Annotated in this window: 9 protein-coding genes; 7 read left to right on the top strand and 2 right to left on the bottom strand. The window is 44.7% G+C overall.

The window, feature by feature from the left end:
- Positions 1–1109: 1109 nt before the first annotated feature.
- The 3 genes from ACUVJL_RS32465 (at position 1110) to atpC (ending at position 4291) form a co-directional block, all read left to right on the top strand.
- Complete coding sequence (locus tag ACUVJL_RS32465; RefSeq protein ID WP_445249590.1) at positions 1110–2123, top strand: PEP-CTERM sorting domain-containing protein; 1014 nt, start codon at positions 1110–1112, stop codon at positions 2121–2123.
- A 126-nt stretch (positions 2124–2249) separates the two neighbouring features.
- Positions 2250–3707 (top strand): F0F1 ATP synthase subunit beta, encoded by a 1458-nt coding sequence (atpD, locus tag ACUVJL_RS32460; RefSeq protein ID WP_333441766.1) that lies wholly within the window; start codon positions 2250–2252, stop codon positions 3705–3707.
- Between the two features lie 176 nt (positions 3708–3883).
- The gene (atpC, locus tag ACUVJL_RS32455; protein WP_445175116.1) at positions 3884–4291 is read left to right on the top strand and encodes an ATP synthase F1 subunit epsilon; all 408 of its coding nucleotides are present in this window, start codon (positions 3884–3886) and stop codon (positions 4289–4291) included.
- Positions 4292–4508: 217 nt separating this feature from the next.
- Here the strand turns inward: atpC and ACUVJL_RS32450 are convergent, their stop codons facing one another.
- Positions 4509–4808, bottom strand: a complete 300-nt coding sequence (locus ACUVJL_RS32450) for a DUF7734 family protein (protein WP_445249589.1) — start codon at positions 4806–4808, stop codon at positions 4509–4511.
- A 190-nt stretch (positions 4809–4998) separates the two neighbouring features.
- On the opposite strand from ACUVJL_RS32450, the gene ACUVJL_RS32445 reads away from it, so the two are divergent.
- The 4 genes from ACUVJL_RS32445 to ACUVJL_RS32430 all read left to right on the top strand — a co-directional run bounded on the left by ACUVJL_RS32445 (position 4999) and on the right by ACUVJL_RS32430 (position 13208).
- The gene (locus ACUVJL_RS32445; protein ID WP_445249588.1) at positions 4999–5910 is read left to right on the top strand and encodes an aliphatic sulfonate ABC transporter substrate-binding protein; all 912 of its coding nucleotides are present in this window, start codon (positions 4999–5001) and stop codon (positions 5908–5910) included.
- A 20-nt stretch (positions 5911–5930) separates the two neighbouring features.
- Complete coding sequence (locus tag ACUVJL_RS32440; protein WP_445249587.1) at positions 5931–6059, top strand: hypothetical protein; 129 nt, start codon at positions 5931–5933, stop codon at positions 6057–6059.
- Positions 6060–6176: 117 nt separating this feature from the next.
- On the top strand, positions 6177–9452 hold the full coding sequence (locus ACUVJL_RS32435; RefSeq protein ID WP_445249586.1) for a response regulator: 3276 nt from the start codon (positions 6177–6179) through the stop codon (positions 9450–9452).
- 360 nt (positions 9453–9812) lie between these two features.
- The gene (locus ACUVJL_RS32430; RefSeq protein ID WP_445249585.1) at positions 9813–13208 is read left to right on the top strand and encodes an ATP-binding protein; all 3396 of its coding nucleotides are present in this window, start codon (positions 9813–9815) and stop codon (positions 13206–13208) included.
- Between the two features lie 49 nt (positions 13209–13257).
- Here ACUVJL_RS32430 and ACUVJL_RS32425 read toward each other — a convergent pair whose 3' ends face one another.
- Complete coding sequence (locus ACUVJL_RS32425; protein ID WP_445249591.1) at positions 13258–13419, bottom strand: peptidoglycan-binding domain-containing protein; 162 nt, start codon at positions 13417–13419, stop codon at positions 13258–13260.
- Between the last annotated feature and the right edge of the window lie 535 nt (positions 13420–13954).

Below are 13954 nucleotides of genomic sequence, written 5' to 3'. Positions count from 1 at the left end.
TATTCCTGATTAATGGGAGGGGAAGCTGAAGAAAATGTATGTGTTTATAAGTAGGTAAGAGCAAAAAATCATACTATCTTGTAGGGGTCCGAAAGCGTGAGTATCAAGAGATACAAGCTAGTAGAGGAATGCTCTCACCCGTCCGACCCATGTCATGTTTATTTGTAACCACCTACTTAGCCGTTTTCAGTTAAGTGAAGTACAGATATCGGGTAGGGAGACGGTAATGCCTTTCGTCGTGTCAACTTAAAGCCCAAACCCATAATAAATGTCGCTTTCCGTCAAGTTTAGATCCGCCTCGCATCCCCCTTAAAAAGGGGGACAAAGAGAAGATTCCTGTCCCACCCCCAACTCCCCGGACGCGAAGCAGGCGCCGGGGGGATCGAACCCTAATCGTCAAACTGCAGACCGGTACTACGTTTGTTTGACGTGTTTGTTGACACGAAGAAGGGTAATGGCGTATCCCTACTTTATTCAGGGGCGGGCGATGAAACTTGGTTTCTCGTTTCCACTTTCACTGCTTCCATGAGGCAATTACCTTAAGAAATCGGGTTTATGCGTCCGGGACTTTTTGCAAAAATATGATGCGGAACACGAGGTTTAGGGGTTTAAAAACTCGGAATATTAGTCAAAATTACGTAAAGATCGATCGCCTGTTTTCCCCCTTGCTGCCAGTGGCAAAAAAACTCGCTCAAATCCCTACTCGCGGCCGCTGCAGAAGACAGCAGCGGCCGCGAGCAGCTTGCAGCTCGCTTTGAGGAGCGACTGGCCCAACAGCCTAATTTCTTTCACAAACTTTATAAGTTTTAGATGATATTTACCCAAACTTCAGAAAGCAGGAGTTAAATTTTTATTTATTTTTGAAAAAAGCCAATAGTTGCAAGTCTTGCACTCAAGTTTAAACCGTTACCGAAAGGAAGTAAATGTAGTAGGTTAGAAGTATAGGCAGGATAAAAATCTTCCTGTTACAGAGGAAACTCTGGAAATTTGGTGTCTCTAAAAATTATTGGAAAAAGCACTCATTTACTCAAAAACACACTTATAGTGATATCCCTCTGTCGATTCACTGGTGTGAAGTCTATTCTGTAGGTTCGACGATCGTTCTAAATATGGCAGAAAAGGCGATCGTCTATTCGCGTCACGGCAACAAGGGATTTCCCGCCTTACTACCTAACAATACTGGAGAAATCAGGGTTATGACTACCTTAACGCTACTCAAAAAAACTTCTTTTAAAGTCGCCAGCTTGGCAACAACAATCTTGCTCAGCATCTGCACGCCGGTCCGAGCTTTCATGTTTGGCACCAGCGGCATCCAGTTCGATCAAGATACCAATATAAACTTTACCTTCCAAACATCTCACGGCAATTACCAGTCGAGCTTGTGGGTAGCCCAAGCTGAGTCAGAAAATACTGGCTACAGCAACGTCGCCAGACTGTTTTACGAGAGCCAACCCTCAGATAACGGCAGCGCCAATGAATGGAAGGGAAGCTTCGGCACGGCTGTCACCTCCGAAAACGGCTCCATCACCCAAACCTTCACATTTTTGAAGGATCAAATTTATGCCCTGCTGCTGTGGAGCGACAGCCCCACCGGCCAACAATGGGGGCAGTACGCCTCGTCGAGCACCTTCATGAATAGCCCCGAATGGTGGGCAGCCGACACAGACTTCCGGAGAGATGACTGTGAGCTGACGGGCTGTCAGCAAGCTGTGTTTGGCAACTTTATGCTCGACTACAACTCCAACGGCTCATTTACAAACATGAACGGGGGTAATGACCCAGGGCAATATTCATTCGTCACCATGACCCAACTGGCTCAGGGCATACAAATCTCCTTCGACGATGTCGGATTCAACGACCTTGACTTCCAAGACTTCAGCGTGTGGGCTGAGTTAGCCCCCGAAACAACGACCCAACCGACTCAGCGCACACCAATCTCCTTCGACGATGACCCAGGAAACGACATTGAATTGCAAGACTTGACCGCCTTGGGTGAGTTAGCCCCCGGACCAGTCCCCCAAGCAGTCCCCGAACCAGTCACAGTGTTCGGCACTATCCTGGGGATCGGGGCTTTGGCTGCAGCTGGCAGGAAAAAAAAGCGAGGGCAGGAACGAGAAAAATGACTCTTAACCAGCCCTATACAAATCTAAATAGTGAGTCTGTTCAGTGGTACTCTGAGAAATAGCATTTCTAAATGTTAAGACTTTTTCCATAACGGGAAAAATAGCATCCTAACAAAGGCACTATTCATGGTATCCACCGCAGAAAAAACGAACGTAGGCTACATCACCCAAATCATCGGGCCAGTTGTAGACGTAAAATTCCCAGGCGGCAAACTGCCCCAAATCTATAACGCTCTCACGATTTCCGGCAAAAACGAAGCAGGTCAAGACATTGCCGTTACCTGCGAAGTTCAACAACTGCTCGGAGACAGCCAAGTACGTGCAGTTTCCATGAGTACCACTGACGGCTTGGTGCGCGGCATGGAAGCGGTAGACACCGGAGAATCTATCCAAGTTCCCGTCGGAATCCCAACTCTCGGCCGCATTTTTAACGTCATCGGTCAACCCGTAGACAACCTCGGCCCGGTCAATACTTCCGAAAGTATGCCTATCCACCGTAACCCGCCGGCTTTCACCGAACTCGAAACCAAGCCTTCGGTGTTTGAAACTGGGATCAAGGTGATCGACCTGCTGGCCCCCTACCGTCGCGGCGGCAAAATCGGTTTGTTCGGCGGCGCAGGCGTCGGCAAAACCGTGATTATGATGGAACTCGTGAACAACATCGCCAAGGCTCACGGCGGCGTATCCGTGTTCGGTGGTGTGGGCGAGCGCACCCGCGAAGGTAATGACCTCTACAAAGAAATGATCGAGTCGGGGGTTATTAACGAAGAAGACCGCAGCAAGTCGAAAATTGCTCTTGTTTACGGTCAAATGAACGAGCCGCCCGGTGCTCGGATGCGCGTAGGCCTGTCGGCTCTAGCGATGGCCGAATACTTCCGCGATGTCAGCAAGCAGGACGTGCTTTTGTTTATTGACAATATCTTCCGGTTCGTGCAAGCGGGCTCAGAGGTATCGGCTCTGTTGGGTCGGATGCCTTCGGCTGTGGGATATCAGCCGACTCTCGGTACGGATATGGGCGACTTGCAGGAACGGATTACTTCGACTACCGAAGGTTCGATTACTTCGGTTCAAGCTGTCTACGTACCTGCGGATGACTTGACTGACCCCGCGCCGGCTACGACTTTTGCTCACTTGGACGCTACAACTGTGTTGTCTCGCGGTTTGGCTGCGAAGGGGATTTATCCGGCTGTTGACCCGCTGGATTCTACGTCTACAATGTTGCAAGTTAGCGTTGTCGGCGAAGAACACTATGGTGTTGCTCGTCAGGTGCAGTCTACTCTGCAACGCTATAAGGAATTGCAAGACATTATTGCGATTTTGGGCTTGGATGAGCTGTCGGAAGATGACCGCTTGACGGTTTCTCGCGCTCGCAAAATTGAACGGTTCTTGTCCCAACCATTCTTTGTGGCGGAAGTGTTCACTGGTTCCCCCGGCAAGTACGTCAAGCTGGCAGACACCATTAAGGGCTTCCAGATGATTTTGGCTGGTGAACTTGACGAATTACCGGAACAAGCTTTCTATTTGGTGGGCGATATCAATGAGGCGATCGCCAAAGCTGAAAAAATGAAGGCTGACGCTAAGTAATTTTAGTCATTAGTCAGTAGTCAGTAGTCATTAGTCAGTAGTTATTAGTTATTTGTTATTAGTTATTGGTTATTGGTAACAACTGACAACTGATAACTGACAACTGACAACTGACTAATGACTACTGACAACTGATAACTGACAACTGACAACTGACAACTGACAACTGACAATTTATGACATTAACTGTGCGCGTAGTTGCCCCAGACAAAACTGTTTGGGATTCTAATGCTGAAGAAGTCATTCTGCCGAGCACCACAGGCCAATTGGGTATCTTGAGCGGTCACGCTCCAATGTTGACAGCTTTGGATACCGGAGTGATGCGCGTCCGTCCCGGCAAGGAATGGGTGTCTATTGCTCTGATGGGTGGCTTTGCAGAAATCCAAGAAAACAAAGTTACTATTCTTGTCAACGGCGCTGAAAAAGGCGAAACCATTGATAAAGAAGCTGCTCGTACTGCTTACACCGAAGCAGAAGCTCGTTTGCAAAAGGCTACTAGCGGCACTTTGCAAGAGCAAATTCAAGCCAAGCAAGCAATCAAACGCGCAAGAGCTCGTTTCCAAGCTGCCGGCGGCACGCTCTAGCGCTAAGAGTAGGACCACGGCTTTTGTATCTCTGGTTTGTATCCAAGTCTCGAACCCCCCTAAACCCCCTTGTTAAGAGGGGGAAGAGTCTTCTCTTTTGTCCCCCTTAACAAGGGGGATGGGAGGGGGATCTAGACTCAGGTAAAAGCGATATTTATCAAGGGTTTTAGACGATTGTTGACACGAAGAAGCGAAATGCCCTGTCCCTACTGTTTTGCTAAACTCCCGCCTCGGACAATAGAGATTGCATTGTTTCCCAAGATAACCCCTGCTGAAGATAGCGGGGGTTATTTGGGTTGTAGGGGCTCTGGAGCCGATCGACACTGACAATTTTTGCTTCCTCCGGCAAAACAGGAACCTCTGGATCGCTCGCGGTCGATCGCGTCAGGGAGCTAGAAAAGCCTTTAAAAATAGCAATTTCATCGAGTTCGCCGTCTATTTGGGCCTTGACGATTAAAACTTCGTGCGATCGTTTTACCGTGTATTGTTCCAAGCGGCGAGCAATAGAGTCAGCCATAGCAAATCTCACTTTCCTGAAATCTGCTATAATATAGCTTAATTTTGCGGCTAATTGCAGGGACAGCCCGCTAAAATTTTATTTTTAATTTGACCTTTTTTAACAGCAGGAAGTAAGCGGACATAATATAAGTCGTGTAAAAAACATCTGGAAGATTTTCTGACTGCAAAACCTACTTGTCCGAAATTTTATGAGCCACATCAAGACTAGGCGCCAATTATCGTTTTTCAGTCAAAATACTATTAAACGGCGTGTTGCTTGGGGATATACGCTGCTATTGACGCTCGTTTTTTGCTTGAGTTTAGCTGTGGCAAGTTGCAAATCACAACTAATAAATAACTCGACAGCAAAAACCCAAAATGCACCCTCAAACTTAACAAGAGTGGTAAGAATCGGCCATCAGGGTTTCGGAGCGCTGTTTTATCTCAAAGCTAAAAACTTTTTGGAAAAGCGTTTAGCAAAAATGGGGTGGTCTGTAGAATGGACGGAATTTACCACAGACCCGCCAATTTTAGAAGCAATAGGAAAAGGAAAAATCGACCTGGGTTATGCAGGAGTGGCGTCGCCAATTTTTGCCCAATCAGAAGAGGGCGTACCTTTTGTTTATATTGCTAATGATTCAGCTTTACCTGGAAGCATCGGCATGATAGTTCCTCAAGATTCTCCAATTCGGACTCTAGCGGATCTCAAAAGCAAGAAAATAGCCGCTACTCAGAAAACCGCAGCTCACTATTTGTTAATTCGCGCCTTAACTCAAGGCGGCTTGCAGTTAAAAGATGCCCAATTCGTCGAGTTGCCTCCACCAAAAGCTCAGGAAGCATTTGTGAGAGGCGAGGTTGATGCTTGGGCGATTTGGCAGCCGTTTCTAGCTCAGTTACAGGAAACTATGCCTGTTCATTTCTTGGCTAACAGCGATCGGCTGATGAATGATAGAAACTTCTATTTGGCAAGTCGCTCTTTTGCTAGCGACTTTCCCGATATTGTTAAAATAGTGATGGGAGAAACGCGACAGATGGCTACTTGGATCACTAAGAATCCCGAGCGAGTAGCGGAATTTATCAGCGCTCGAACGGGAATGAAAATAACCACAGCTATGATGTAACGAAAAGCCGCCGCTACGATTTGCTGCCAATTCAAGGCAGGGCAGTGGAAGAACAGCAGCGGATTGCTGAATTTTTTTTCCGGTTGGGGCTGCTTCCCGAGCGCGTTTGGATTGAAGATGTTATCTGGAAACAAAAATTAGATTTATAAAACCAGAACTTAGGCAAAGGTAACGATAAATCAACGGTTGTGATTCCGCAAGGATGAAAAATGTGCAATTTGGTGTATCCTATAGAATGAGTTAAAACTGTTAACTGGCAGAATCAAATGTCATCAATTGCCAATCAACTGCGTTACGGTTTTGTCTCGATTGTTGTGGCAAGCGTGTTGATGGCGGGAAGTACGTTAGCTTACCTCAGCTTTCGGAGACAAATAGAACAGACAAAACAGCTTCAGTACGAGCGATCGCAAGCTGCTGCTGTCCAAATCAGCGCTGAGCTGGATAACTTGCAGCGCCAACTCAATTATTTGTCAGAATTGCGCGGTTTAACAGAATTTAAGGCTGAAACTCAGCGCAGCATTCTCGAAGGATTGGTCAACAGCAACAGCGCCTACGAGGTGGTCGGATTTTTTAACAGTAAAGGTCAAGTCGTACAGGCGATGTCGCCTTACGAATCCTTCTCTATCTCAAGCTTGAATTTACTAGGTATTTCGGCAGAAGCACCTTTATTTAGGGAGACTTTTGGCCAAAGTAAAAATTATGTGAGTCCAGTAGATGTAGACCGGAAAACAGCGGTTAATGTTGTTAATTTAGCAGTGCCTGTTCGGGACAATAAAAATCAAATTACCGGAGTATTATTTGCCAGAGTTAGCCTCAAATTTTTAAGTCAAATTGCCGCCCGATCGCAAGTTGGAAAAACTGGATACAGCTACGTTCTCGACAATCGCTCGGTGGTGATTTCGGAAACCGGAAGCAAGATTAATCCGCATTTACTGCAAGATTTGAGAGGGCGATCCTTTGTGCGAGAGTTATCCAAATTAGCTTTAGCTTCGGGGATTCAATCTCCGATTGTTTATCGAGGCTTGCGCGGGGAAGAAGTAATGGGGACGGGTGCGATCGTGCCGAGGGTTCAGTGGATGGTGGTTGTAGAGCTACCTACGGCGGAAGCTTACGCTCCGGTGCGTAAGCTCATATACGTCATGGGTGCAGTTACCCTCGCCAGCGGCCTCGTCGCCGTGGGCTTCGGAGTAGCTTTTGCTCGATCGATTACAAATCCTTTAAAATCCCTAACAGCTGCAGCTACTAAAATGACTAGGGGAATGTTTGAAACTCGGGTAAATATTGCGGCCTCTAACGAACTCGGAGAATTAGCTAATGCTTTCAACAGCATGGCCCGTCAATTGGAAGACTCTTTCAAAAAACTAGAGGAGCAAAATGCCCAATTGCAGCGACAGGACAAACTAAAAGACGAATTTTTAGCCAACACTTCTCACGAACTCCGCACCCCGCTTAACGGCATGATTGGTTTAACTGAATCTTTAATCGACGGTGCTACAGGACAATTGCCAGAACCGACCATTTCCAATCTGGAAATTATTGCACTTAGCGGCAGAAGACTGTCCAATCTTATCAACGACATTCTCGATTTCTCGCAGCTGAGACACAAAAATATTGAACTACAAATCAAGCCTGTTGGCATCCGAGAAATTGTCGATATCGTAGTGACTCTTTGTCAACCTCTAATTGGTACAAAAAATTTGCAGTTGATTAATTCAGTCACTCCCGACATTCCCCTCGTAGATGCCGATGAAAATCGGGTGCAACAAGTTCTTTATAACTTAATCGGAAATGCGATTAAATTTACCGAAAGCGGCACAGTTGAAATTTCGGCGAATGCGATCAGCTTGGAATCGCCGGAGTTGGCTGACAAAGAAAGTTCAGTAACAAGCCAGCTTCAATCTTTAATTCTCAGGTCCAAACTGCAAATTACGGTATCCGATACTGGTATTGGCATGGCGGAAGATAAATTAGAACTAATTTTTAAATCTTTTGAACAAGCAGACGGTTCCACTGCTATAGAATACGGAGGAACAGGTTTAGGTTTGGCAGTTACCAAGAAGTTAGTCGAGCTGCACGGCGGCGAAATTCAGGTATCTTCAAAAGAAGGTATTGGTTCGCAGTTTACCTTTAGTTTGCCAATCTCTCAGAATCAGTATGTCGAGGGCAAGCAGTTGTCAGCAACGGTGCGGCAGTCTTTAGTTTCAAGAACCAACGATCGCCAGTTAATAACTAATGCAACGTTTGCACAAAATTTTAATAATAACAGTTTGCTCGACGATCAACAAGGCAAAGAAAATAGTCGGGTGAAAATATTGATTGTAGATGACGAACCTGTGAATATTCAGGTATTGGGTAACAATTTACTTCTCGAAAACTATGCCCTCGCCCAAGCTAGCAGCGGTAGAGAAGCTTTAGCCCTTCTAGAGACAGGCTACAAGCCAGATCTAATCTTGCTGGATCTGATGATGCCGCAGATGACTGGTTACGAAGTTTGCGAGAAAATCAGGGAGAAATTCACGGCTATAGAAGTGCCAATTGTGATGCTAACCGCCAAAAATCAAGTATCTGACTTAGTGCAAGGTTTCAATGCAGGAGCCAATGATTTTTTAACTAAACCGTTTGTCAAAAATGAATTGCTAGCCAGAATCAAAACTCACATCAGTCTTGCAAAAATTAATGCAGCTTACGGTAGATTTGTCCCCCACGACTTTCTGCGATTTTTGGGACACGAAAGTATTGTTGATGTCCGACTAGGCGATCAAATTCAGAAAGAAATGACAGTTTTATTTTCTGACATTCGCTCCTTTACGACTATCTCAGAAGCGATGACTCCCCAAGAAAACTTTAATTTTATCAACAGCTACCTCAGCCGAGTGAGTCCGGCAATTCGCGCTCACCAAGGTTTCATCGATAAATATATTGGCGATGCGATTATGGCACTATTTCCTGAGTCGGCAGATGATGCTGTTTGCGCGGCGGTGGAAATGCAAAAGCAAGTTATTATTTACAACCAGCAGCGACAACTAAGCAATTACCCACCGATTACGATCGGCATCGGTTTGCACGTGGGTACTTTAATGTTGGGTACGATTGGGGAGCAAGAACGGATGGAAAGTACAGTGATTGCGGATGCGGTGAATCTCGCGTCTCGTTTGGAAGGATTGACTAAGGTTTACGGGGCAGGAATTCTAGTTAGTGAATCAATTTTAGAGCGTTTGGGCGAGCGAGAAAAATATATGTGCCGATTTGTAGATCGAGTCACAGTAAAAGGCAAAAAATCTGCCTTGTCAGTGTTTGAAATTTATGATGCAGACACAGAACAAAGCATTGAACTAAAACAGGAAACTGCTACTGAATTTCAACGAGGTCTAGAGCTTTATTTTGAGCAAAATTTTACCAAAGCGCAAAGAATATTCAATAAGATTTGCGAAAGAAATCCTCAAGATAAGTTAGCAGAAATTTACGGCAAGCGCTCTCTGAAGAATCGAATGTATGGAGTGCCAGAAGGATGGTCGGGAATAGAAGATTTAGATGAAAAGTAGTAATAGTAGCATTAAGCTGACGGCATAAATTTTTATGTGTTTATCCGGTTTTTTGTACCTAGCCTCAGCCATAATACATTCAGGCTGAAGTATTCCGCTCCAAAATTGAGAGTTTTCCTGAAAGATACGCCGTCGAGTGCGCTGCTTTTGACTTCAAACTCGAATATACTGCGGAAAGGTATGCGAGAAATAAACTCAGTTTATCTGAGAAATCTCAGATTAGACAGCGATTGACAAAGAAACCAAGAATCAGGCTTTTCTTGCGTAAGTTTTGTTTAAGTACGAAATCGTTTAGAATGCTTACCAGCGGTAAATCTTCGCTCCGAGTATTAACTGTGTCTTTCAAGCTAAATTAATGTTATGTCCACTCTTTCTCTCAAGCGCTTGGTGGCCAAACTTTCAGGAAAAGCGACCCTCCAAACTGTACTCATAGTTCCGTTTGTCTTGCAAGTATTTGCAGCGGTGGGTATTGTGGGATATTTATCATTTAGGAACTCTCAAAGAGCAGTTAATGACCTTGCCGGTCAGTTGATGGGGGAGGTGAGCAATCGCATCGAGCAAAATCTGAGAACTTATCTGCAAACTCCGCACCAAATCAATCAAAGCAAGTTGGATGCAGTGAAACTGGGTTTTGTGAACATGAAAGACTTGTCAGCTTGGGAAAAGTTTCTGTGGCGGCAAGTGCAATTATATCCTTATATCAATTTTACGTCGATCGCTAATCCAGATGGAGAATATCGCACCGGCGAAAAGATGTCGAACGGCACTTTATTGATTAACGCATCGGGCCCATCTACAGGTTTTGATTTTTATTCTTACAATACTAATAATAGGGGCGATCGCACGACAGTAGCAGCCTTGGTCAAAAACTTCGACATCCGACAGCACCCTTCCTATGCCTATGCGGCTCTAGAAGCCAAACCAACTTGGAGTTCAGTTTATGTATCCTTCCTAGAACCCACCTTGATCCTCAGCGCGGTGCAACCAGTTTACAACAGCCAGAAACAGCTAGAAGGAGTATTAATTGCTGCTTTGCGTCTCGACAGTATCGGTCAATTTTTAAACAGCCTCAAAATAGGCAAATCTGGTCAAACTTTTATTATCGAAAGAGACGGCACGCTGCTGGCAACTTCCACACCCGAAAAACCTTTCCGCACCCAAAACGGTAAAAAAGAACTTTTTAAAGTTACAGAAAGCAGCGATGCAGTAACGCAAACTACAGCTAAATATTTAGAAAGTAACTTTCAAAACTTGCAGAAAATTACAAAAGCGCAGCAAATAGATGTTGAGATAAACGGCCAGAATAAATTTTTAAAAGTCCTGCCATTCCAAGACGGTAAAGGTTTAGATTGGCTGATTGTTGTCGTCGTTCCCGAAGCCGACTTTATGGAACAAATCCATGCCAACAACCGAACTACAATGTTGCTATCCCTGGCAGCTTTGGCCATGGCAACTGTGCTAGGAATTTTCACTGCTCGGTGGATTATCAAACCTATTTTAAAATTAAAAGATGCAGCAATCGCTTTGTCCGAAGGACAATTTGACAAAAATGTAAAGCTCGCTCGCTCCGACGAGTTGGGCGTACTTGCCGCTGCTTTTAACAGCATGGCAGCACAACTGCAAGCATCTTTTACTGCCTTAGAAACTAAAAATACCGAATTGCAGCGACTGGACAAACTAAAAGACGAATTCTTAGCCAATACTTCCCACGAACTCCGGACTCCCCTCAACGGGATTATTGGGATTGCAGAATCTTTAATAGACGGTGCTACTGGACAACTGCCAGAACCCACAATTTTTAACTTAGCTTTGATTTCATCGTCTGGAAAAAGATTGTCTTCTTTAATTAACGATATTCTGGACTTTTCTCAGCTAAAACACAAAACGATTGTACTGCAAATTAAGCCCGTCGGTATGCGAGAAATAGTCTCTGTAGTTCTCACTTTGTCTCAGCCATTAGTAGGTAAAAAAAAGTTGCAGTTGATTAACTCAGTCGCTCCTGAATTGCCGACAATAGCAGCCGACGAGAATCGCTTGCAGCAAATACTTTACAACTTAATCGGCAATGCGATTAAATTTACCGAAAGCGGCACAGTGGAAATTTCAGCAGAATTGGTAACGGGCAACGCACAATCACCGCCTAATTCCCAATTAGCCGTTACTGTATCTGACACCGGTATTGGCATCGGCGAAGATAAATTAGAGCTAATTTTTGAATCCTTTGAACAAGCTGACGGTTCCACTGCTAGAGAATATGGCGGCACGGGTTTAGGGTTAACTGTTGCCCAGCAATTAGTGGAATTGCACGGAGGTAAAATTTGGGTATCTTCAACTGTAGGCGTCGGTTCCAAATTCACCTTTACTTTGCCCGTATCTGAGATTCAGCCGGAAGTTAGCAGCAGACAGGCGCGTTTAACCGAGGGAGAGCGCATTTTAATCACTCCTGAATTCGCCCCCGAATCATCTATAATAAATTCTCAGGTATTAGCCAAGAGCGAGTTTCGAGAAAGTGAAAGATTAAAAATTTTGGTAGTTGATGATGAGCCGATTAATATTCATGTCATCATCAACAGTCTTTCTCGAGAAAAATACGATATCACTCAAGCGAGCAACGGCTTAGAAGCTTTAAATCTAATTCAATCAGGATTTAAGCCAGACTTAATTTTACTCGACGTAATGATGCCGCAGATGACTGGTTATGAAGTCTGTCGAGAAGTCCGCAAAAAATACTCGCCTTTAGAAATACCGATTCTGATGCTGACGGCAAAAAATCAAACTACCGACTTGGTAGAAGCTTTTAACTTAGAAGCAAATGATTATGTAACTAAACCTTTTATCAAAAAGGAATTGTTGGCTAGAATTAACACGCAAATTCGCCTTGCCAAACTGAGTGCAGCCTACGCCAGGTTTGTGCCGCACGATTTTATCAGCTTGCTGGAAAAGCCGAGTATTATTGAAGTTAAATTAGGCGAAAATCAGGAAAGAGATATGACAGTGCTGTTTGCTGATATTCGCTCGTTTACGGCGCTTTCCGAAAATATGACACCGCCTGAAAATTTTGCATTTATTAATACCTACTTGGGAAAAATTAGCCCTGCAATCAGAAGAAATAACGGGTTTATTGATAAATACATTGGGGATGCAGTCATGGCACTGTTTCCTAGATCTTCATCTGATGGCGTGCGAGCAGCAATTGATATGCAAAAAGAAGTGAATATCTACAACCAGCAGCGACAAAAAAATGGTTTGTTTCCGATCGCGATCGGCATTGGTTTGCACGCGGGCAATTTGATGTTGGGTACCATTGGCGAGCGAGAACGGATGGAAAGTACGGTGATTGCTGATGCGGTGAATCTTGCGTCTCGTTTGGAAGGATTGACTAAGGTTTACGGGGCGGGAATTATAGTTAGCGGTGCAATTATTGAGCGCCTCGACGATCCAAAAAAATATAATTACAGATTTGTCGATCGAGTAAGGGTGAAAGGAAAGAGAAATGCTGTGTCGGTGTTTGAGATTTACGATACAGAAACAGAGCAGAGCATTGTACTCAAGCAGCAAACTGCGGAGGTTTTTCAAGAAGCTCTCAATTTTTACTACCTGCAAAAATTTGTTGCAGCCCAAAAAGTATTTCAGAATATTTTACAAATCAATCCTGACGATCGGGTAGCAATGCTGTATTTCAAACGCTCTCGCAAGTATCGAATGTACGGAGCGCCGGATGGGTGGTCTGGGGTGGAAACTTCGACGGAGAAATAGGGCGCGCACTCGAGCGGCCTACTTTGTTTAAAATATGGTTGCACAAACTTTAAAATATAATTGTACAAAAGCCGAATTTATTCCAAGTTTTCGGGCAGACAATGCCATCAGCAACGATTTGTGGTTGCTTTTGAAAGTTGATGACTGCTTGTTGGGTTTTCGCGCCGAAGGCTCGATAAGTATTTAGGGAAGCTCCGTTGGCATTTAACAGTCCCTGGAGGTCGCGGACATCCTCATTTTGGGAGACCGCATCGTTGCGTTTGAGTAGGGGAAAATAACGGCCCGAAGGTAATGAACCTGCGAATTTCGTTTGTGGTTTGCATGGTTTGATTAGGGATTAGTGGTTGACAAATTGTTTGAACTTGCTATTCCCCAGTTGTAGCTATGGGGGGAGTGCTTTAACAGTCGCTTTGTATAGTGAAACTTATCTGGGATAGCTCAGATGAGTGACATCTCGCTATTAAATCCGTTTTGTAGACAGAGTAATTGTCAAAGGCAAACAGCAGCCAATTTCCATCGATGAAGTTCTCGACCCAGAAATAGAGGGAGCATTTCAGTTTTGCTTTGACACTCCTAAGGATCGCGAATTAAATAACTTACAATTTTAATTATTATTGTGGGATGGGCGTCCCGCCCGACCAAAAAGGACGGGCGGGACGCCCATCCCACAAACTTGTGGAAGTTATTTAATTCTCATTCCTAAAAAACGCTTTTTACAAAACTGAGGTGCTCCCGAAACACAGTTA

It is taken from the genome of Microcoleus sp. OTE_8_concoct_300, assembly GCF_031383065.1.
Taxonomy (GTDB): domain Bacteria; phylum Cyanobacteriota; class Cyanobacteriia; order Cyanobacteriales; family Microcoleaceae; genus Microcoleus.
The sequence above is the reverse complement of the archived record's forward strand: the minus strand, read 5'-3'. Positions and strand labels throughout refer to the sequence as shown.

Bases quoted from the DNA above. Each gene is read 5' to 3' on its own strand.
- ACUVJL_RS32465 (WP_445249590.1), top strand. From the start codon at position 1,110: ATGGCAGAAAAGGCGATCGTCTATTCGCGTCACGGCAACAAGGGATTT.
- atpD (WP_333441766.1), top strand. From the start codon at position 2,250: ATGGTATCCACCGCAGAAAAAACGAACGTAGGCTACATCACCCAAATC.
- atpC (WP_445175116.1), top strand. From the start codon at position 3,884: ATGACATTAACTGTGCGCGTAGTTGCCCCAGACAAAACTGTTTGGGAT.
- ACUVJL_RS32450 (WP_445249589.1), bottom strand. From the start codon at position 4,808: ATGGCTGACTCTATTGCTCGCCGCTTGGAACAATACACGGTAAAACGA.
- ACUVJL_RS32445 (WP_445249588.1), top strand. From the start codon at position 4,999: ATGAGCCACATCAAGACTAGGCGCCAATTATCGTTTTTCAGTCAAAAT.
- ACUVJL_RS32435 (WP_445249586.1), top strand. From the start codon at position 6,177: ATGTCATCAATTGCCAATCAACTGCGTTACGGTTTTGTCTCGATTGTT.
- ACUVJL_RS32430 (WP_445249585.1), top strand. From the start codon at position 9,813: ATGTCCACTCTTTCTCTCAAGCGCTTGGTGGCCAAACTTTCAGGAAAA.